This is a genomic window from Clostridium sp. CTA-7 (assembly GCF_054768095.1).
In genome coordinates this window covers 218,992-242,880 of record NZ_BAAAAV010000001.1, presented here as the reverse complement: position 1 = coordinate 242,880, position 23,889 = coordinate 218,992, and the positions used below count along the sequence as shown (strand labels likewise).

General features: G+C 27.5%; 14 protein-coding genes. All 14 read right to left on the bottom strand.

Features of this window, described 5'->3' with window-relative positions:
- Nucleotides 1–80 precede the first annotated feature (80 nt).
- Nucleotides 81–437 (bottom strand): DUF2620 domain-containing protein, encoded by a 357-nt coding sequence (locus ACYUEX_RS00990; RefSeq protein WP_097033665.1) that lies wholly within the window; start codon nucleotides 435–437, stop codon nucleotides 81–83.
- 202 nt (nucleotides 438–639) lie between these two features.
- Nucleotides 640–984, bottom strand: coding sequence for a PRD domain-containing protein (locus ACYUEX_RS00985; RefSeq protein WP_460286160.1), 345 nt, complete (start codon nucleotides 982–984; stop codon nucleotides 640–642).
- Between the two features lie 50 nt (nucleotides 985–1,034).
- Nucleotides 1,035–1,961: a GntR family transcriptional regulator YhfZ gene (gene yhfZ, locus ACYUEX_RS00980; RefSeq protein ID WP_411169846.1), complete on the bottom strand. Its 927-nt coding sequence runs from the start codon at nucleotides 1,959–1,961 to the stop codon at nucleotides 1,035–1,037.
- Nucleotides 1,962–2,221: 260 nt separating this feature from the next.
- On the bottom strand, nucleotides 2,222–4,006 hold the full coding sequence (locus ACYUEX_RS00975; protein WP_460286159.1) for a leucine-rich repeat domain-containing protein: 1,785 nt from the start codon (nucleotides 4,004–4,006) through the stop codon (nucleotides 2,222–2,224).
- Between the two features lie 372 nt (nucleotides 4,007–4,378).
- A complete protein-coding gene (locus tag ACYUEX_RS00970; RefSeq protein ID WP_460286158.1) occupies nucleotides 4,379–6,130 on the bottom strand; it encodes a sensor histidine kinase in 1,752 nt (583 codons plus the stop codon).
- A complete protein-coding gene (locus tag ACYUEX_RS00965; protein ID WP_460286157.1) occupies nucleotides 6,105–7,673 on the bottom strand; it encodes a response regulator transcription factor in 1,569 nt (522 codons plus the stop codon). The genes ACYUEX_RS00970 and ACYUEX_RS00965 overlap by 26 nt, the downstream gene beginning before the upstream one ends.
- Before the next feature lie 213 nt (nucleotides 7,674–7,886).
- Nucleotides 7,887–11,006 (bottom strand): beta-galactosidase, LacZ type, encoded by a 3,120-nt coding sequence (lacZ, locus tag ACYUEX_RS00960; protein ID WP_460286156.1) that lies wholly within the window; start codon nucleotides 11,004–11,006, stop codon nucleotides 7,887–7,889.
- A 110-nt stretch (nucleotides 11,007–11,116) separates the two neighbouring features.
- Entirely contained in the window at nucleotides 11,117–11,962 is an 846-nt protein-coding gene (locus ACYUEX_RS00955) for a carbohydrate ABC transporter permease (protein ID WP_460286155.1), read from the bottom strand.
- Nucleotides 11,955–12,785, bottom strand: a complete 831-nt coding sequence (locus tag ACYUEX_RS00950; protein ID WP_460286511.1) for a carbohydrate ABC transporter permease — start codon at nucleotides 12,783–12,785, stop codon at nucleotides 11,955–11,957. Before ACYUEX_RS00950 ends, ACYUEX_RS00955 begins: the two co-directional genes overlap by 8 nt.
- Nucleotides 12,786–12,946: 161 nt before the next feature.
- Complete coding sequence (locus ACYUEX_RS00945; RefSeq protein WP_411169840.1) at nucleotides 12,947–14,257, bottom strand: ABC transporter substrate-binding protein; 1,311 nt, start codon at nucleotides 14,255–14,257, stop codon at nucleotides 12,947–12,949.
- Nucleotides 14,258–14,536: 279 nt separating this feature from the next.
- The gene (locus ACYUEX_RS00940; protein WP_460286154.1) at nucleotides 14,537–18,100 is read right to left on the bottom strand and encodes an Ig-like domain-containing protein; all 3,564 of its coding nucleotides are present in this window, start codon (nucleotides 18,098–18,100) and stop codon (nucleotides 14,537–14,539) included.
- A 276-nt stretch (nucleotides 18,101–18,376) separates the two neighbouring features.
- Nucleotides 18,377–19,615, bottom strand: coding sequence for an N-acetylglucosamine-6-phosphate deacetylase (gene nagA, locus ACYUEX_RS00935; RefSeq protein WP_460286153.1), 1,239 nt, complete (start codon nucleotides 19,613–19,615; stop codon nucleotides 18,377–18,379).
- A 40-nt stretch (nucleotides 19,616–19,655) separates the two neighbouring features.
- Nucleotides 19,656–21,236 (bottom strand): PTS transporter subunit EIIC, encoded by a 1,581-nt coding sequence (locus ACYUEX_RS00930; RefSeq protein ID WP_460286152.1) that lies wholly within the window; start codon nucleotides 21,234–21,236, stop codon nucleotides 19,656–19,658.
- Nucleotides 21,237–21,461: 225 nt separating this feature from the next.
- On the bottom strand, nucleotides 21,462–23,840 hold the full coding sequence (locus ACYUEX_RS00925) for an O-antigen ligase family protein (RefSeq protein WP_460286151.1): 2,379 nt from the start codon (nucleotides 23,838–23,840) through the stop codon (nucleotides 21,462–21,464).
- Nucleotides 23,841–23,889 lie beyond the last annotated feature (49 nt).

The following is a 23,889-nucleotide window of genomic DNA, read 5'->3' as shown; positions in this document are numbered from 1 at the left end:
TTTGTGTTTTTATGACTATTTGCTCACTTTATTCAACAAAAGCTAACTTTCATATCTAAATATTTGAGTTGATAAATATTTTATAATAGATATTTAAGAATTACTGGTATAACTTCTTCTGCATGTTGTGCTGTAAATCCGTACGCTTTTTTCCCTGCTTCTACTTCTGCTTTTATTTCTGCTTCGCTTTTAATATTTCCTGGCATTGATACTGTTGCACATTGACCCATTCCAAGTAATGCTATTGCCATTGCAAGTGCTCCACCGCCACCAGTGTTACATGCTCCTAAATAAAAATCTGCTGCTCCTGTTTTTATTGCCATTGCTGCTTCTATATCACTTTTAATTTCAATACTTGCTTTGTCACCTGCTATTTTTGCTGTTATATCTGCTACTCTTTGCTTGTCTATTTGTCCACCTATTACTATTCTTTTCATTTTTATATTCCTCCCTAATTTTAAAAATTTCTTTATATTATTCTAATTTTTTTATTTACTTACTACCTATCTATATCTTTATATGTTTATTTACATTATCTACTTTTCCATATTGTTATTTATCTATTCATTTGTTTATTTTCTTATATATTTGTCCTATATCTATTTACTTGTCCCACTCTTCTTTGTTTACTTAGATTAATTATAGCAATGTACAAACATGCATTATTATAAAATCAAACTCTGAGTCTGGAATTTTTCCTAAAATTTCTTCTAAATCTTTTGTTACTAAATATGCCTTATCATAATTTTTATCTTCTTTTAAAGATTCTGCTACAACTTCATCTAATTTATTAACTAATTTATCTTCTTCAATTCTTGTTAATGCTGAACATAAATGAGTTATAAACATAGATGCATTCTCTTCTAAAAGTGTTATATCCATTTTTTCTTTAAAATGGTCTATTACCTTTAGAACCTTGTCATAATTTTGTTGTGATAATTGTCCTGAGTCTCTTAGTATATTTAATCTTAATGTTAATTCCATCTCCAAACCTCCAATATACGTTTTTTTGTATTTTGATATTAGTAATACCCCTAGTATTGAGGCATTATCTTCTTTTCCATAACAAGTCTTTGATATTCCTTCACATCATCTACATTTAACACCCTAGAAAATAGTGCTGGAACAATTGAATTTTTCTTATTTGCAATAATTACTGCTTCTGTATCTTTTATGTTTTTATTTTCTCTGTTTATAGGAATAAATTTTATGTCATCTTTCCTATCCTCAATATCATCTAAATTCCAAATTGCAGCATCTATTTTATTTTCTTTTATTGCTGTGATAAACTGACTATAGTTTAATGGAACATATTCTACTTCTATTTCTTCAAAATATATTTTACTTAACATAAACTGATCTATAGAAGAATTATCTATTCCAACTCTTGTACCTTTTTTGAATTCACCATTAAAATCTTTAGAAACAACTATTATATGTTCATTAACATAACTAAAATCTCCAAATGTTTTAACTATTTGAATTTCCTTATTATTTTCTAAATAATAATCAGCAGTTAGTCTAGAAGTTACTGCAAAATCATATCTGCCATCTTCCAAAGCTTTTAATCTATGGTTAGATCCTCTCATAAAAGCAAGATTTGTATTTATACCTGAGCCATTTAAACACTTACAAAGTCCAGTTGCTAGTCCTTCATACCTTTTAGAATAAGGTAATGGCATAACCCCAACTAAAGATTTAATTCCTGTAAGTTCTAAAAGCTTTATATAATTTATCTCCTTTATAAAAGTTCCTAAATGTCCTCTAGATTCTAAAGTTAATGCACCATGCTCTTTTAAAAACTTTAAAGCAGATTGTATTGTGCCTCTTGCGGTGTAGTAATTCTCAGAAAGCTCTGCAATAGTCTTAATTCTGTCACCTTCATTTAAAGATAAAAACTCAACTGCTAAGGAATTAATTGCTATTCCAAGCTTTTGCATAAGCGTACTTTGCAAGTCCAATATATCACTTCCTGTCTAATTCTCATTTAATGTACAATATTTTGTATATTTATAATATCACGCTTTGATTACCTTTACAATAGTATTTAAAAAAATATTTCTTGGAAATTATTGCACCTCAAAAGGGGTAGCATTTTTCGCGACCCCCTTTGATTTTTTCTTCTAATACGAGGAAATTATAAAAAGGACGATTCAAATTTATCATTGAATCGCCCTAAAAAAACTTTATATTTATCTTATAATATTAAATTATTTTTATATTATTTTTTCTTCTTAATACTTAATACAGAACCCAATAATAAAGATACTCCAGCTATATATGGTAATGGACTCTCTACCCCTGTTTTTGGAAGACTAGTATATGAAGTATTATTTTTTGTATCTGATTTACCATTACTGTTAGTATTTGAATTGTTATCAGTATTTCCTTGGCTATTATTTATATACTTGATTGGTTGTGATACTATTCCTGAATAAGTTCCATTAGCATTTCCTATCTTTATATCATTTGCAAAGGAATAATTCTCAACTACATCTTTCGATATATTATTCCACTTAATCTTATTTGTTTCTGAATTATAATTACCACCACTGCTAATTTCGCTAGGCTTTATAACTTCTCCATTAAGACCTACTAAAATATTATCTATCTCAACTGAAGCATTTGCCTCTAATTCAGATAAATTAATCTCTTGATCACTTATATTAAAATAAAGCAATTCAGTTAACCCACTTAATGGTTTTATATTACTTATTTTATTAGACTGCAAATGTAAGTAAGATAAATTATTCAATCCTTCTAGTCCTTCTATTTTACTTATTTGATTTGAATTTAAAGTTAAGCTATCTAAATTTTTTAACCCTTCCAAACCTTCTATCTTGCTTATTTGATTTGAACTTAAAACTAAGAACTCTAAATTATTTAGCCCTTCTAACCCTTCTATTTTACTTATTTGATTTAAATCTAATTGTAATGATGTTAGATTAGTTACCCCTTCTAGTCCTTCTATTTTACTTATTTGATTTGAATTTAAACTTAAGGCATTTAAATTTTTTAACCCTTCCAAACCTTCTATCTTGCTTATTTGATTTGAACTTAAACTTAAGACCTTTAAACTTTTTAACCCTTCCAAACCTTCTATCTTGCTTATTTGATTTGAACTTAATACTAATACTTTTAAATTAGTCAGTCCTTCTACCCCTTCTACCTTGCTTATTTGATTTGAAGCTAAACCTAAGTATTCTAAATTAGTTAATCCTTCTAACCCTTCTATTTTGCTTATTTTATTATTTGACAAATCTAATAAACATAAATTAGATAAATTCCCTAAACTATCAGTGCTACTTATTTCATTCTTTTCTAAATATAAATACCCTAAATTAGTTAATTCTTCTAACCCCTCGATTTTATTTATACTATTATCTGATAAAGCTAGTCGATTTAAGTTAGTCAATCTTTCTAATCCTTCTATTTTAGTAATGTGGTTGTCATCTAAACGTAATTCTTCTAATTTTGTTAATTCTTCTAACCCTTCTATTTTGCTTATTTCATTTCTTGCTAAACATAGATATTTTAAGTTTTTCAGGTCTTTTAAAGCTTTAATATCATTTATTTTATTTCCAGATAAATCTAACATATTTAAATTAGTTAAGTCTTTCAAAGGACTAATATCATTTATTTGACCATTAACCACTTGTAAAAATTCTAAATTTTTGCAATATTGTAAACCTTCGATGCTATTTATATTTTTATCACTTGCTGCTAATTTTGTTATACTTTCAAGTTGTTCTCTAGTAATATCAGCATTTTCTGCTTGATTTAATGTTTCATTTAATGTTTGCTTTAAATTAACATCTGGTATATTTATAATTTCATCCTTCTTTTGTAATGATTCATTAATTTTTAAGTTGTCTTCCTCTAAGCTTACTTTTTCATCAATTTTTTTAGTATTAACTTCTTCAGCTAAAACATTTACAGATGGTGCTGCTACTTGAGTAAGTATTGCCATAGCTAATATTAAAGCATAAATTTTTCTCTTATTCATAAAAATACTTCCTTCCATTATTTCCTATATGATAATTATATCACAGTATTTGTAAATAATTACATTAATTTATATTTTGGACATATTTGGACATATTTTGGACATATTTTTAAATGTTTTACTATTTATATCTAAATACATAAAAAACTTTCATTAAGATAGTTCTTTTATTGAAAAATAATTAGACCTCAAGGGGGTAACGTTACGCTACCCCCTTTGATTTTTTCTTCTAATACGAGGAAATTATAAAAAGTTTATTATGTGAATAACTTTTTATAATTTCCTTCCTTCAGTTTTCAAGTGGACATACGTAAGTTTGTGTTGACTTGGAGCAAAGCGACGGAATAAGCAAACTTACGTATGTCCACTTTTTCATTTCTTAATTGGTATTATTATAGTTATAGTCGTTCCTTTATCTAACTTACTTTTTATTTCAATTCCATATTCATCCCCATATATAAGCTTAATTCTACTATCAACATTATTTATCCCTATTCCGCTAAAGTGTTCGTTTTTATTTTCTTTTTTCTCTTTGACTTTTTCTAAAGTCTCTTCTTCTATTCCTACACCGTTATCATATACTTCTATTTTCATATTTTCATCTTGTTCTTTTATGAAAATTTGTATCTTTCCTTCTTCATCTGATGGAAATCCATGGAAGAAGGAATTTTCAATAAAAGGCTGTAGTATTAGTTTAGGCACCAAATAATCATTGCAATCAGGCATTATAAAATACTCAACTTTTATTCTGTCTCCATACCTAATATTATTTATAAAAACATAATTCTTAATATTCTCTATTTCATCAGCTACAGTAATAAACTCATCTGTCTTACTAATTGTATTTCTTAATAAACTTATAAAAGAATCTAATGCACTTATTGATTTATCATTACTTCCTTGCCATATAAGCCACTTTATACTTGATAATGTATTAAAAATATAATGTGGATTTATCTGCATCTGCAAGGCATGTATTTCGGCTACTCTCTTTTCCCTTTGAACCTTAACTAGCTCATCTACATATTTATTTAAATCCTTTATCATATAATTAAAGGTAGATGATAGCTCTTTAACTTCTTCAGGACCACTTACTTCTATATATTCATCAAAGTTTCCATCCCTTACATTAGACATTTTTTTAGTAAGTAAATATAGAGGTTTAGTCATCTGCCTAACTATTAAAAATATAACTATTAAAATACATAATGTAATTACAACACAAATGAGAACTATATTTCTCATATCATACATTTTTCCTAAGGCTTTATAATTATCTACAGTTCCGCATATAGTTAAATTACAATAAGGAAGTCTTTGAATTAATATTGTATTTGTATCACTTTTATAACTTTTACTTACTTCCTTTGTTAAAGCAAGTTCATCTATGCTTTCTTTAAATTCTTCTTGAACTTCTCCAATATTTTCTTTTTTGTTTGAAGATAGAACAACATTATTTTCATTTAGAACTACTATATCATTTATTTCTACTGTAAAATAATCATAAAATTTTTCAAAATCTTTTTCTTTTATTGTAAAGTATATAACTCCATAAGGCTTTCCATTACTTAAATTCAAAGCTTTTGTTATAACAATTACAGGCTCATCCTTTGTGAAAGAAGTAAATCCCTTTTTTAAATACTGATATAGAATAGTTTTACTATTTTCTAAGGATTTTTTAGAAATATCCATGTCCAATATCTCATTAGCATCCATAGTTAAAAGCTCTTCTCTATTTAAATATGAATTTCCATTTAAACCTACTATTAAAACACTCATATCATATGTATTTGTTGCTAATGCTGATTTCATCTGACTCTTAACATCATATATATTTTTAAAATTTTCTTTTATACTTAAATTTTCTTCAGCGAGAAATACTTTAAAGGCTTTATGAGAATTCACTTCATTTATAACTTTAACTACCTCAGCATGAAAATCATAAAATTTATCGTTTACTTGCTGAAAAATTTTTTTCTGAGAGTCACTATAAGTTTTTGTAAATATTCCTCTTGAAATATTTATTATAATATAACTAATGGAAGCTGATACACAAATTACTCCCGCAACAACAACACATAGTATTTTAAAAAATAAACTATTCTTTATCAGCTTCTTTTTCATTACTTAGCACTCCCTTAACTTTGCTTAATCTTCGATAATTACTAGGAGTATGTCCTACTATCTTTTTAAAGACTCTACAAAAATAACTATGATCTGAGTAACCTACCATACTACTTATTTCAGAAACATAAAACTTATTTTCTTGTAATAGTTCACATGCTTTTTCAATTCTTATTCTATTCAGATATTCTGAAAAGCCTTCCTTACAGTGATTATTAAAATAGAAGGATAAGTAATAATAATTAAAGTTAAATGCCTTTGAAATATCACTTAACTCAAGAGGTTTATCATAATGCTCCTTTATATAGTCTAAAATTTCTTTAATTCTCTCCTCTTCCACATTAATATTTTTTGAAATAATATCTTTAAGTTCTAAAATAATTATATTAATTTCCTCAATAAAGTCTTGTGAATATGATAAATTATCTATTTTCTTAAAGTATGATTGTCTTAACTCATCTGTTTCTATTTCATAAGACTCTAAACTTACTATTACATTATATAATAAGTTTTTAACAAGGTTTTTAAGCTTGTACTCATCCATCCTTGAAGTTATAGCATAATCTACATATTCATTTATCATATTAATTGCTAAATTGAATTCTTTTGTTTTTATTAGATTAGAATATTTATTATAATCAAACTTTACTAACTTGCTTTTTAAATCTATTCCTTCTGTATTTAGTAGAAACTCATTTTTATAATAAAATTTTTGAGATATGTATGAAATAAACTTTTCATTATACATTTCTTTAACTTTGTAAATGTTATCAATTCTTGGTGTGATTATAAAAAATATATTTTCTTGAATTAATAAATTCTTTTCAATATATTCTTTAATGTTCTCTACTATTTCTTTATCTTTACTTATTTTATAATTGACAATGTAACAAAGTACTTCATCATTAATTAAGAGCTTCAAATGAATATACTCTTTATTAGTTATAAAAAATTCTTCTATCTTTGTTTTAATTCTTTTTATATTTTCTTTATTTTTTCCACAAATTTGCTTCAAATTTATACCTAAAATTCTAAAATAAGTATTAGGAAAAATTGCTGAAAACTTAGTATTATCTAATTTAGAATCAAAACCAAGTAAATATCTTTCAATTAAATTATTGTAATAAATATCCTCATTTTTAATTAACTCTAAACCTGGAATTCTATCAACTGCTTTTTTTAAAGTTACTAAAAGCTGACTTGGATTTAATGTTGGTTTTAATATATAATCTACAGCTCCATTTAAAAGAGTATCTTTAACATATTCAAAATTATCATAGCTACTTAAAATAATAATCTGTAGATCTGGATATTTTTTTTGAACTATTTTTGAGAAATCAACACCATTAAGTATTGGCATAACTATATCAGAAATTATAATGTTAGGCTTTAAGGTATCTATTAACTCTAATGCCTCTTGCCCATTTGTTGCTTCTCCAACTATTGTAAAGCCTTCCCTTTCCCATTCAAGCATATGTTTCATTCCTTGACGCATAATAAATTCATCTTCTACAATTAAAACCTTACAATAATTTTTACTCATAATATCCCCCTCTACAAATTATTATATATAAGTTACACTAAAGATTAAATATTAGGCATGTGAAAATAAATAATAGACCAAAGGTTCGAAGCATATTTGCCACGAGACAAGAAGTTAAAAGACTGTCATAGTGGAGCTATGCCAGGCTTTTGACGACGAAGTAATCGTGACAAATAGGCGAGAAAACTGGTCTAATATTTATTTGATAATGCCTTAAGCCTTTGATATAATAAAACTTAAATTTATATCTTCTTTAGATGAAATTTTATATTCATCATGTACTAAGGCTCCCCAACTATCATCTCCACCAACACCCATTTGTTTAGCTATTATACGTACCCATGTATAATTAATAGGTGGAAGTTCTTCTATATGCATAGCATTTTCAAGCTCATGAGCACTATATGGTAATACGCTTAACTCAAATGGCGTATTTATATATTTAAAAGATAAGCCTTCATTATTACTATCTGTTACCCTTACCCATCTTACACCTGTTCTATTTCCACATTCTTGTGGAATTAAATATTTAGATAAATTATTTATAGCTGTATTTTTAAACCTTCCAAGCCTAGCACCATTATTACGGTCTATATAATTTTCCTCTGGACCATAACCATAGTATTCAAAATTACTAAGTTCCTTTTTTAATTTAAAATCCATCGCAAATATAGGTATCTCTGATAAACCCTCTACACCTTTATAATGTATATCAACTTCTATATTCCCATTTGGAGTTACTGTATATTTAACTATATTATTAGTTATAATGCTAGTTGGCATTATAAATTTATAAGTTAATATTATTTTACCATTTTCTTCTATATATTGAAAGCCTTCTAATTTTTGATTAGCTCCTGCTATTTGCCATTGTGCAGTTCTAAAATCATGGCCATTTCCCCTATCATTATCTGTGGTTGCTCTAAAGAAAGAAGTTCTTGGAACTCTTGTTATATATTCAACTCCATCATAACAAAGAGATATTAACCCTGCTTCTTGTTTAGAAAACATCATTCTAAAGCCTTTACCAACTACACCTATATTCACATCTCCATGAATGATCTTGAAACTTTGTGATGAACTGCTATTTTCACTAACTTTTGTACAATCTTTGCAATCTATATTATAAACTTCTTGACCAAAAGATACTTCAAACCCTTTATTAGCCCACAATAAATTTTCCTTTAACCTCATAGATATATTATAAGTATATTCCCCATAGCATTGAATATTAGGATATTGTATCTCTATATATTTTTCTGCTCCTGGTTTAACATCAGCTTTTATTATAGTTTCAAAAATCCTTTCGCCTTCTTTTTCAATATATACTACAAAATCATATTCATCTGTTCCCACAAATAAATTATTATTTTTTATAGTTACACCTTTGTTGTCAGGAATAAGTTTTACATTTGAATATAAGTATTTCACTTCTTGAGCCTTTGGAGATACACTTCTGTCAGCATAAACAATTCCATCAGTACAGAAACAATAGTCTGTTGCCCTATCATCAAAGTCTCCTCCATATGCAAATACTTTTTTTCCTTCTTTATTAGTTACTTCTATTGCTTGATCTATATAATCCCATATGAATCCACCTTGATACATTTCATATTTATCTTCAAGATCTGTATATAACTTCATTCCTCCACAGGAATTGCCCATTGCATGCATATATTCACAGCTTATATAAGGCTTTTGTGGATTGTTTTTTAAATATTCCTCTATATCTGAAGGCTTTGCATACATTCTACTTTCAATATCACTTATTTCATCAAACTCTCTATTCCAAAATACACCTTCATAGTGAACTAATCGAGTATCATCATTTTCATGGAAATACTTTGTCATCTCTAAAATATTTGTTCCTGCATAAGATTCATTACCACATGACCATATTAAAATTGATGGGTGATTTTTATCTCTTTGAAGCATTGATTCTGCTCTATCAACTACAACATCTCTCCACTCTGGAATTGAAGCTGGAACATTCCATTCTGGATCACATGCCCCCATCTTTTGCCATGATCCATGACTTTCTAAATTGGCTTCATCTATTAAATAAATTCCATATTCATCACAAAGGTCATACCAAAGACTTTGATTTGGATAGTGAGATGTTCTTACTGAATTTATATTATTTTGTTTTAAAAATTTTATATCCCATAGCATATCCTCTTTAGTAATTGCACGCCCATTTTTAGAGCTAAATTCATGTCTATTTATTCCTTTAAATACTATCCTCTTTCCATTTAAACACATCAGTTTATTAATTAATTCAAACCTTCTAAATCCAACATTTTGAGGAACTATTTCTAATAAATTTCCTTCATTATCTAATAGCTCAATATAAAGTTTATATAAATAAGGACTTTCAGCACTCCATGCTTTAACCTTATTTATAGTAGATTTAAAGCTTATTTTATTAATGTCTTTATTAGTGGTATTACTATCATTTTCATTATTATATTTATCAAATTTAACTTCTTTAAAGCTATGAATTAAATTATTATTTTTATCTTTTAAATATGCTTTTACAATACATCCTTTATTATTGTTTAATTTTATATCTATACTTAATTCACCATTAGTATAAGTATCATCTAACCCTGCCTTTACAAATAAATCTTCTACATGATAATTTGGTGTTGCATATAGATAAACATCCCTAAATATTCCTGAAAACCTCCAAAAATCTTGGTCTTCTATCCAGCTAGCACTACTTCTTTTATATACTTCAACAGCTAATTTATTTTCTCCATCCTTTAGATGCTTTGTTAATTCAAATTCTGATGGAGTAAATGTGTCTTCACTATAGCCTATAAACTCTCCATTTAGCCATACATAAAATGCTGTTTCAACACCTTGGAATGATATATAAATCTTTTTATTTTTTAATTCTTCTTTTACTTTAAAACATTTAACATAACTTCCAACTGGGTTATACTCTTTTGAAACTTGTGGAGGCCTTAGTTCCTCTACTCCATCCCATGGATACATTGTATTTATATATTGACATTTATCATAGCCTTGCATTTGAATATGTCCTGGTACATTTATATAATCAAAACTACTGCAATCATAATCCTCCTTATAAAAATCCTTTATTCTGTTACTTGGATTAACTGCATAAGAAAATCTCCATTTTCCATTTAAATTTTGCCTAAGTGGCATATTATATCCTAATAATAAATCTTCTCTCTTCTCATAAAATAAATGATCTGAATAAGCATCTATTCTATTAACTCTAAAAACTTCTGGATTTTCTAACCAATCTAAGCTTGGCTCATTTTGTAAGTTTTCAGTTCTTTGTGAGCTTTGTATATCTAACATAAACATAACACCTCTTTTCTGCTTTTATCTTTTTATTTGGCTGTATTAAGCATTTACCCCTAACACAGCCTTTTTTAAAATAATTGAACCCCTGGAGGGAGGGGCAATAATTATCCCTTCATTGAGCCTGTCATACCTGCAACAAAGTGCTTTTGCATTAAGAAGAATATTAAGGCTGTAGGCAAAGTTGCTATTAAAACAGCAGTCATCATTAGTCCATAATCAGGAGTATATGACGAACCTAATGCTGATATAACAAGTGGTAATGTTCTTTTTTCTGGTGATTGTAGTGCTATAAGTGGCCATAAGTAACTGTTCCAGCTAGCCATAAAAGTTACTATTGTTGCTGCTGCATAAGTTGACTTCATCGTTGGCATATAAATCTTAAAGAAAATACCAAATTCCCCTAGACCATCTATTCTTGCTGCTTCCATTAAATCCTTTGGAAAACTCTTTGTGTTTTGCCTAAAGAAGAATATTAAAAATGCTGTTGCAACTGAAATAATAATTACTGAACCATGTGTATTTAAAGATATTCCTTTTAGTGGAGCAACATTGCTAAATTTACTAAACATTCTAAATAAAGGCACCATTAAGGCTGCAAAAGGTACCATCATAGATAGTAGTATAAATTTAAATATTTTATCTCTTCCCCTTGTTTTATATACCTCAAAAGCATATCCTGCCAATGAAGAAATTAGCATAGCTAAAACTGTAATAATAACTGCAATTTTTAGTGAATTTTTAAATGCTGTCATATATTGCAAGTCTGATGCTAATAAGTTTTTTAGATTTTCAAAAAAATATGTTCCTGGTATTAATGTGCCTTTGGTAATTTCAACGGACTTATTAGTTGTAGCTATGACCATCCAAATAAATGGGAAGACTGATATAAAAGATAAAATAATTAAAAACACATATTTAATAAAATTTATTATCTTACTTTTTTTATTCATCCTTATCCCCTCCTGCTTTTAATTGAATAAATGATAGTATTACTATAATTAGTACTACTACATATGATATTGCTGCTGCATATCCAAAGTTTGGTGAATATTTAAATAATAAATTATATATATATTGTGAAATTGTAATTGTTGCATTTGCTGGTCCTCCAAGTGTTATATTTGCAGTTTCATCAAATAATTGTAATGTTCCTATTGTAGAATTTATTGTTGTAAATAAAATTATAGGTTTTAGTAATGGAAGGGTTATGCATTTGAATCTCATAAAAGCACTTGCCCCATCAATTTCAGCTGCTTCATATATAGAATCATCAATTGATTGCATACCAGCTAAGTAAAATACCATATTATATCCTGTCCATCTCCATGTTATTGCTATTATAATTAATACCTTTGCCCATATTGGATGAGTAATCCATGCAATTGGTTCTGATATAACATTAATTTGCATTAAAATTACATTTATAAATCCATCAGTGGCAAATAGACTTTTAAAAATAATAGAATATGCTACAAGTGACGTAACACATGGTAAAAATATTGCCGTTCTAAAAAATCCTCTTGCTTTTAATTTTTTATCATTTAATAAAGCTGATATTCCAAGTGCTAATATAGTCATAATAGGCACTTGGATTATTAGATATAATAATGTATTAAATAATGCCTTCTTAAATGTTGAATCTGTTAACAACCTTTTATAGTTATCTATTCCTACAAAGCCTAGATTATTTCCCAGTCCACCTTGGAAGGAAGTTATAAAAGCTTGTACCATTGGATAAAACACAAAGACTGTTATTAAAATAATGCTTGGCATAATAAATATCCATGCTTTTCTATCCGACTTATAATTGAGACTATTGTTTTTCTTTCTTACTATCAAGCCTATTCCCCCTATATAGAAAATAACCATTTACTAATTTTTATTTTAATAAATGGCTACTCTCCTTATGATAATTATTTCTCTTTTAACTCTTATTATTGTGCTACAGCTGATTCAATTTGACCTTGGAAATTCTTTAAAGTTGAATCAATATCTGCTCCACCTACTATAGCTTGAACAGCTTCAGTCATAATACTTTCAATTGCATAAGTGTGTAGTCCATAATTTACTGAAGGTACTTTTTCATTCCATTTTGCAAAATCTGCAAATATTTCTTGTCCACCAAAGAATTCATTTGGCTTAGAATAATTTGGAGCTTTCGCTGCTGCCTTTAGAGTACTTACTAAATTTATATCTTGCGCTAATCCATTCATTAAATCTGTGTTTGAAGCAAAAGTTTTTCCTAAGAAATCTACTGCCATATCTGTATTTCCAACATTTTTAAGAACATACCATCCTGCTCCACCTAGTGAAGATGCATTAACAGATTTAGAATTAGCTCCCATCTTAGGGAATGGTGCTATAGCCCATTTTCCACTTTGATCTTCAGCCTTCTTAATTGAAGGTGCAATCCAACAACCTGTAACTACTGATGCAACTTCTCCTTTATTAAATGCTCCTACAAATTGATCCCAATTTGCTACTTGCTTTGTAATTCCTGATTCAGTTAGATCCTTATATGTCTTTAGAGCATCTTTTAGTGCTTGATTATCTGCTATAGTAACCTTACCATTCTCATCTGTGTACCATGCTCCAGCACTTTGTAACATCATTCTAATTTGTCCTATATCACTTGGATCTAGTGTACACATAGCAACACCAGTCTTTTCTTTTACAGCTTTACCTATTTCAATGTATTTTTCCCAAGTTAGGTTTTGCATATCTTCCTTAGTGTATCCAGCTTTTTCTATTAAATCTGTTCTATAGAAAGTTTCTGCAACTCCACTATCAAAAGGAATTCCATATAATTTACCATCAACATAATTTACACCTGTTTTAAACTCTGCAAAATCTCCTGCTTTAGCTATAGATGACAAATCTGCAAATTCGTCTTTATATGATGTTAGATATCCTTGAATTCTATAATCTTCAACTAATACAACATTAGGAAGTCCTTCATAGGATCCTGAAGATAAGCTTGTATTTAATTTAGCTACAATATCATTTTGAGCCATTGTAACAACTTCAATTTCTGCGTCAGGATGATCCTTTTTATATATTTCCTTTGCTTTATTCGCTGCTACTATGTTGAAAGACTCGTCCCATGCCCATATTGTTATTTTGTTGCTTTTAGCATTTTTATTATCCGTCTTATCACTTGTATTTTTACTATTTCCTCCACAAGCTACTAGACCTAAAGTTAAAGTTGCTGCTAATAAAATTGATGTCAATTTTTTAATTTTCATTTAAACCCCTCCATCTTAATATTCTCTTTGTCATTCCCCTTTTATGAAAAGTGTATTAAGCTTAACTAGGCTTGTTTACATTTTGTAATGCTTTACACCTTATGCATTTATATTATCATAACTTAATTGCTTTAATTTAGAAAATTCTTTACTTAAACTTTTAATATTTTTAGATTTTATTTTCTACATTACATAAGAAATGGATTATTTTTATAAACTTGTACTATTTTTAGATTAAAATAAGCCACAGGGAAATCTCCATATGGCTTATAAATAAAACTATTTTCTTCTATATAATAATACTCCTGATGCTACAGTAATTAAAGAAATAATAATCCATGTATTAGTGGATACTTTATCTCCTGTCTTAGGTAAAATATTCTCTGCTTCATTTACCTCTTGTTTAACTTCTTCTTTAACCACTGGCTTTACTTCTGGTTTAGTAACTGGTTTGCTTTCTTCTACTTGTCCAGGGTTCGTACTTGGTTTATTTATATCTACTGTATCATCATTTGGTTTTTCAACCGGATTTTCAATTTCATTATTTTCTTTATTACCATTTTTATCTGGTTTTTGATTTTCTTCTGGAATTGTTACTTTTTTCTCATTTACAATTACTTTAATTGTTTTTAATGTTGCTCCTGTATCAATTACAACAACAGTTTCTCCTTTAGCGAGACCTTTAATAACACCATCATTACTAACAGTTATAATATTTTTATCCATAACAACATAATTTAATTTTGTATTTTCTGGAATAACAGTGGCATTTATCTTAACTTCTTCATCAACAGCTAATATAAATTCATCTCTATCCACAGTTATTATAGGCCAATTATAGTCTTCCTTTTTTTCTACCTTAACATTTACAAATACAACAGCTTCTTTTGCCTCTATTTTAATTTGAGTTTCTCCTTGTGATAAAGCTACTATTTCTCCATTCTCGTTAACTTTAGCTATATTTTCATTAAGTGAAGTAAACACCGGTTTAACATCTATAGGGTCAACAGTCACATTTAATTTATAATTTTCTCCCTCTTTTAAAGTTAAATCTGTATCTTTAACAGTAATTATAGGCATATTAGCAATTGCATCTAAATTATCCTTTGTAGATAAGAAGTAATCACTACAGTGTTCAATTTCTACAGTAACATATCCATCTTTATCTATTGATAAAGGTCCTTGTACCTTTTCTGGCTTTTTAGTTTCTGGATTATAGTAATAGAAAGTTAAATCCTTTCCTATCATATCTCCAGGATTATTAACCTTTATTTTAACTGATGCTTTTCCTGGTAAAATTCCATGATAATCAAAATGGATTACTCTAGAACTTCTATCTATCTTTTCTATATTTTCTTTATTTTCTTCATCAGCAATATTACTAACAGAAATTTTTATGTTCCCTATATTTTCGTCTTTAATATCATTACCATTAAAAGTCCATACTGTACCATCATTTTGAGTAAATGATACTGATTTATCGCTACCCTTTATAGCTTCAAAAATAGATGCATCTATTACTTTTTCATCGTTTTTAACTTCAACTTCGATATTCTTTTCTTCTGAATTTTTTATTTGATCAGCAACTTCTTCAGGCTTAGTTTCATTATTTATTTCACTAATAACCTTAAAGCTAACCTTTTTAGTTGATACGGAACCATCAACCCCTGTTGCTTTAATTAGTAAATGATAATTTCCTATCTTATTTATCGGCTCACCATTATACTTATTTCCATTTAACAGCATTTCTACTGTTCCATGATCACTATTAACTATTGGTGTAAACGGAGCTTTGAAACCTTCTACTATATCTTCCTTTATGTTTGTAGTTATCACAGGTGGAAGCATTTCATTTAAATCTTTTTTAACTAGAATAGATCCTTGTGATAATAAATTCTTATCGCTTTCATTATACCATCCATAATATTTATTATTTCTAGCAATATCGTAAAGGCTTAAATAATTTATATAATATGCTCCTGTCGATGCATATGTTGGTATTTCTATAGTTCCTTTAAAGACTCCATTAACTTCATCAAATTCTGTAATTCTTGCATCAATCTCATGAGCTCCATTTTTATAAGATATGCTCGGATCTTGCCTATTCCAACCTTTCACAAAACCTGATTTATCATCTTTAGCTTTAATAGATATATTTACCTTTTCACCTGGCACTACAACATTTTTATCTAAGTTAATTTCTAATATTTCTGGTGGAGTTATATCTTCATTAGGATTATTACATTTAAAATCTAATTCCTTCAAATCATACTTTTCAATATTTTTATTTGAATGTTTACTTCTTAAATCGTAAACTCTATGTTGTTTATTAAATTCTCCTCCATCATATGCAAAACTTATATGATCAGCAATATAATTTCCACTAGCCATATATTCTAACTCGTCAGACTTACTAACCCCTTTTACTTTAAAAGTGTATATCCCATTATTTTCTTCTACGCCTCTTGTACTAAAACTTACACTATTATTGTTTTGGTTCTCAACGAAAATCGTCATATACTTAATTTTTACATTAGATTTCACCTTTATTTCATAATCAATCTCCGTGTTATTTTTTACTTCTTTAGAGTTATTTTTAATATCTAAGATCTCTACCTTTACTTTTTCTTCTTCTTCATTATTTATTGCAGTTATATTAACATCTTTAAAGTCCCATTTTATATAACTGCTATTTACATAAGAATCATAATAGTTTGAATTATAGTAAACCACACTATTTTTACTATTGTCTTCAATATATATTCTTTTTATTGTATAATCTCCATTTTTCTTTATACCATTTAATCCTGCTCTATACTTGCTTTCATTTGAACTGCTTCCATTAAACCATATATTAATATCATATGTAATATTCTTATCAGCCTTGTTCACTAATGTAATTGTTCCAGATCTGAATCCTGATAAATCATCAGTTATATCTAAATCAAAATACGGCTTGTCTGATCCTTTTCCATCATATACATTTTTATTTAATGTTATCCCTTTTAAAACTGGTGCATTAATATCTGCATTTTCCGATACAACAGTAAAGCTTTCTGGATAAACATTATTACTTAAACTTCTCTCAAAGTTATCTATAACATCTACTTTATTAATTCTCCACACACCAGTATCTAAGCTGTTGGTTAAGGTTATAGTTGCTTGATAATTATTTTCTTCTAACTTTTTTGCTATTACTGTTTGCTCTTTTTTACTAGTATCATTAATGAAGTTTACATAAACTAAATTTGGATAAACTTCTTCATTAGAGCTTTCTATTTTTAATTCAACCTTTTGTTCGTCACCTAACTTAATTAATGTTTTGTTTATATTAATTTCATTTATAGTTATAGGATTATTTATTTCTCCAATACTATAATAAGTTATTATTTCCCCATTTTCTTTATCATTATCACTTAAAGAATCATAAAATTTTTCGTTATATGAAACTTTTTTAGTACCATCCGTTAAATAAATTTCTATTTTATCTACATGATACTCCCCAAAATTCTTAATATCCTTTTCCTCTAAAGTTCCAGTGAAGTTATTTCCAAGCCCCTTATTTAATATAATACTTGGTCCTTCGAAGACTGTTCCTTTATCTAATGGGTCGTATCCACGTTGTACAACTTTCAAATAAATCTTCATTTCTTTTATAGTTGACAAAACTTCATTTGATACATTTACTGAAATTTCTCTCTTATCTTCCTGATTTCTAATTAAGCTAACATGGCTAATTCCAAATTTGCTATAATCCCTATTGCTTATAGCATTTACCGGCATATACGTTAATAACATAAATGCTACTAACAACATAGATATTTTTTTTGTAAAGTTATGCATAAAATTCCTCCTTTTATTTCCAAGGGATATTTTATCATATTATGTATATATTTTCTATATATAATATAATTTTCTTTTAATTTGTATTTTAATCAAACTTTAATTATTATTAATAAGTAGTAATATTATGATTCTAGTTGTTTCTAGTTACTTATAATTTTCAAATAGAAATAATTAAACCCCAGTAAAAGCTCCTGCTTCCCCTGGGGTCAAAAAAACTGGAAACTAAAGTGTAACTTTAGTTGTTTCTTTAGTAACTACTTATGCATCAACCTTTTAATAAACCTTACCTCTAATAACTGTATCAATTATATTAAATTCATTATCAATTACCAGTAAATCAGCATCTTTGTTTACAGCTATGCTTCCCTTTCTATCAAATACATTTATATATTTTGCAGGGTTTATACTAGCCATCTTCATAATATCGAAGAAATCCACCTTAGAATGTTTTACAACATTTTTTACTGAATTAATATAACTCATTTCTAAGTCTTTAACGTTTTCATATTGACTATTATCTATTATTTCTTCTCTTCCATCATCATGCTTAATCATTATGCCTTTTTCATGAGGAATTAGAGTTATTTTCCTAACGTAATGATGCCAAGGCTTATCTGTTTTAGCTAGTCCACAACAGTCTGTAGTTAAGATTATTTTATCGCTAGTTTTAATTCTTAATGCTATATCAAAAATCTCATGTTTTACTGTTAAGCCAGTTTGTTTAGCAAATTCACAATACATATCCTCAAAATACAAGGCTGCTCCAGCTACACCAAGCTCTCTATGATGCATACCTCTCATCCCACTAAAAGTATGAGTAAATCCTCCAAACCCATATCCTTTCATTTCTTTAATTTTATCAAAGGTAGATGCAGAATGGCCAATTGAAAGTTGTATTCCCTTCTCATTGCAGAATTCAGCAACTTCTTTAGCACCTTCTAATTCTGGTGCCATTGTCATTAATTTTATTAAATCATGTGACTTTTGCCTATTGTAAAAAGACTTCATAAGTTCAATATTAGGTGATATACAATTTTCTTCCTTTTGCATTCCCTTGTATTCCTTATTTATAAATGGCCCCTCTAAGTGAACTCCTACCATTTCTGCCCCTATTTGTTTTGATTCATATACTTCATTAGCCTCATCAATCTGTTTTAAAATATCTTCTATAGCATCTGCTCCAGTTGTTGCAAGAAAAGATGTTACACCTTCCTTTGGTAAATTCTTTTGCATTTCTAATATTGATTCTTTTGACTTTTCAATCCAAAAAGACCCTGTTCCCCATCCATGAACATGATTGTCTATAAAACCTGGAATAATATTAAAATCTGAATAATCAAGAACTTCATTATGATTATCCCATTTCAATGCATTTAAAATATGATTTTTTAAATCCCCCTCTATTAGTTCATCTTTACATTCTACTATATCTACAATTTTTTCTTCCTGAATTTTAATAAACCCACTTATCTTTTTATCTTCTAAATATATATTCTTAGAATAAATTATCATACTATTTCTCCATTTCATCAGCTTTTTTAATATTTTGCCACTATTCTCCTAACTGTTTCAATGCATCATCTACAGCATTTTTTACAGCTTCTACATGTGGCCCAAAAACTACATGTATATGCTTTTCTGATGGTAAGAATATACCTAAGCATCCACTCTCTCTTATTCTATCTTTATTAATTAATTCTGGCTTATCAACATCTACACGCAAACGGCTTACACAGTTTTCTACAGTTAGAATATTAATTGCACCACCTAAACCATCTATAACAATTTCAGCAATTTCTTTATATCTCTTTTCTTTTAATAAAAGACTTGCACCTTCATCTAGCTCAAAATCTTCTCTACCAGGAGTAACTAAATTAAACTTCTTAATCATAAATTTAAATCCATAATAGAATATAACAAAATTTATAGTCCCTAGTATCACCAAATTAATCCAATTAGTATTTTCATAAAGAAGTCCAAATACTCCAAAGTCAAATATTGTACCTCTTATATAACCCATCTTTACCCCTAAAAATCCTAACGGAATAGTTGTTATGCCTGCAAGAATTGAATAGGTGACAAATAACATTGGACTAACAAGTAATAGGGTAAACTCTAAAGGCTCTGTAATATTTCCTAGGAAAGCTGTTAAGCAAACTGTAATAATAACACCTTTTGCTACTTTTTTATTCTTTGTAAATGCTGTATGGTACATAGCTAGTCCAATAGCTGGAACTCTAAATAAAGTAGTCAACATTTGAGCTGGAGCCATATAGCTTGATAAAGTTGGCATATACTCGTTCCATGCTGGATGTGTTGGCCCTAAATTAAATAATATTTCATTCATAGCATTCATTATTCCAACATATTGCTCTCCATTTATCATATAAACTCCACCAGCTTCTGTAAATCTTACTATTGAAGATAAAACGTGGTGCAATCCAAATGGAATCAACAATCTATTAAGTGCCACATATATACCAGGTCCTACGTATTTATTCATAAAAATTACAGATCCACTTATAAGCACCTTGGTTATTATTCCCCAGAAAAATGGAATTACTAATCCTATAGGAATCATTAATGCAAAGCTTATTATAGGAACAGATTTCTTACCACTAAAGAAAGCAAAGGCAAGTGGCAACTGTAATTTATAAAATCTATCTGTACACTTAGCTGCTACTATACCAGCAATAATTCCTCCTAAAGCTTCAATTTTCAATGTTTGTACACCTAATACCATTCCTTGTCCTAATTGAGTCATAGTTTCTTGAGGAGCTAAGGTTTTTGTCACTATTAGATAAACATTCATAACTATATTTAGTGTTAAATATGCAACAACAGAAGAAAATACAGCTATGCCTTTTTCCTTTTTGCTTAGTCCATAAGCTACTCCCATTGCAAATAATAAAGGAATATTATTGAATATGATGCTTGTTATGGACTTTAAACTATTTAAAATAGTTTGCAATGTTTCATTTGATAGCCAGCTAAACTGTTCTATCATATAACTTTGTGTAAATGCATTACAGATCCCCATTACCATACCAATTGGCGCCATAAGAGCAACTGGTAATAATAAGCTTCGTCCAAAGGTTTGTACGGATTGCCAAAACTTATCTTTTTTCTTCATAATTTAAATTCCCCCATTATAATTTTTACACAATAAATTTTTTAGATAATCCCCAAATACGTTTATTGTGTATAGATACCCTCATACTCTTTATATGAAAATTTATGATATTTTATAACTGGTTTTTAGGAATTTTTGTAATGTTTTAAAAGATAATATAACTAAAATATAAAGAGGGGCTGTCTCAAAATACAGCCCCTTCACTTCTTATAATCATTTATAATTTTAATTTTTACTATAAACCCAATATTCATCGCATTCCTTTTGAAATATATTAGTTCTTGCTTTAACTATTCCATTTTTAGGTTCACTAACTATTAAGTTACCATTATTTTTATAATTGTCATTATTTTTATTACAATCTACAACGTTAAAATAGTTATATCCATCTATAGTTTCTATACCATTTAAAACTATATAATGCCCTTCTTTAGTAAAGTTTCCAGGCTTCATTATAGCTATTGCTACATGATTTCCATCACTTAATAGCCTTTTCACCTTACTTATTTCTGTAGAAGAATATTTTTCTAAATTTAATTTATACTTTTCTTCCTTTACTACATCTGTAAAGAATTCTCTCTTTGTACCATTTTCACAATATCCATTTTCTAAAGAATAATTAACCATTTCTATTGGTGTTATATTAGAATTATTTAATGTAGCTTGTACAATAGCCATTGAAACTGCACCACAACCATACTCCCCTACATTTTTTTCTTTAGTTGGATATGAAATATCATTCCATTTAGTATCCTTTTGATCATAATAGGTTATTGTGTCTTTGTATTTACCATTTAACAATATATTGTAATCAATAGATATATCTCTTATATCATCATAGTTTTCTTTTAATTGATTTTTCATATATATAGCCTTATTATTTAGACTATTATAGCTTTCATAATAATAGTTCTCTAAGTTGTTTAACTTATCTACATATTTATTGTCATTAATTTTGCCATAAGCTTTAATTAAATAATCTTGATACCTTATATAAGCTTCTTTATAATACTTTTCTTTTTCTAAAACTAATTCCATATATTTTTCTGTATTATCAGCATCTCCTAGCTTCTCATATATATAAGAAATATTCCATAATATCCTTGGATCATCCTTATTTATTTTTTCACAAGTTTTTAGTAAATCTAAAGACTCTAATAAATTATTTTCATTTTTATTCTCATCATATAAGTTTTTATATAATTGAGCTTCATTATAATAACCTCTATAATCTAGCTGGAAGGAAATTTTATTTGCAACATTAAAACAATTTTCTGCAAAGGAATTTAAATTATACTTCATCGCCTTTTCTCCTAAAAGTAATGTTCCTTCATACAATAATAAAAATGTTGCTAAAGCTATAACTGGAATATAGGCAATTCTTCTATTTATAATTTCTTTGTTATCTTCATTAATTAAAGCTATTACTAACACCCATAATATTATTAAAGTGCTATAGGAAAAATCAAAATCCATTAAAGAATGAATAAATATTGATATATATAATAAAATAAAATAATTTCTGTTGCTTTCATTTGATTTAAATAACTTTATAATCCCATAAATAAATATAATTAAAATTAATAAACCTCCAATAATACCTATATCATAGCTAGTTTGTAAAACTGAATTATGTACATACTTTACATCATAAAAAGCAGATGCATTATCATAAAGCTTATATTGAAAAGTATTTATTCCATGTCCTAAAGGATTATTAAATATACTTTTTATACTATCTTCAAAAAATACTAGCCTTTCTTGAAAGCTACCATTATTTAATGATATATTCCTAAGTCTTTCAAAGGTATTACTTGAGCTAAAGAACATAGCTATAGCCCCTAGTATAATTCCAATATAATATAAATACTTTCTCCATTTTTCATTCTTTATATAGTTATAAATAATTATATATATAGGAATTATAATTAAAGAAAATAGTCCAACATTTGAATAAATTAAATATTGAATTACCCCTAAAATAAAAGGTTCTAAAGAATATACAATCTCTTTTTTATTTTTCTTATATTCATATAAAAGTAAATATAAATAATAAGCAATTAATAATATAATAGTAGTTCTAGAGCCAGTATAAAAAATTCCTAACACAAATATACTATCAATAATATCTGATAGTTTGTCCTCTTCTCTTAACTTATTGATATATATACCTATTAATAATAACAAGGCATAGCTATTAGCATAACCAATATTTCCATTTATTCTAATATCTAAATAAAATCCTTGTGTTATTATAGAAATAACACTTACTATGACTATAGATAAAACCATATATTTTAAAAGCTTGTCTTTATTTTTATCTTTAAAAATATTTTTCCAAGTTAAATAATATAAATTTACATTTATATAAATATAAAGTCCTGAAAGACTTTCAATATTTCTAGATATAATTATTTGAGTTATAAAGGCAGTAATAGATAATATACTAATTAAATAAAAGTATTTATCTATTTTTATTTTTTTCTTAGATTTTATAAGATAAATACAAGCTAAAATAGCTAAAATTAAATTACTCAGATTTTCTCCTAATATTCCATAAGGTATTATCAAAGGTAAAATAGCTATTACTATTTCTAAATTCATATGTCCTCCAGTATTATGTATTTTGTTGATAATTAGTATGTAAAAAGAG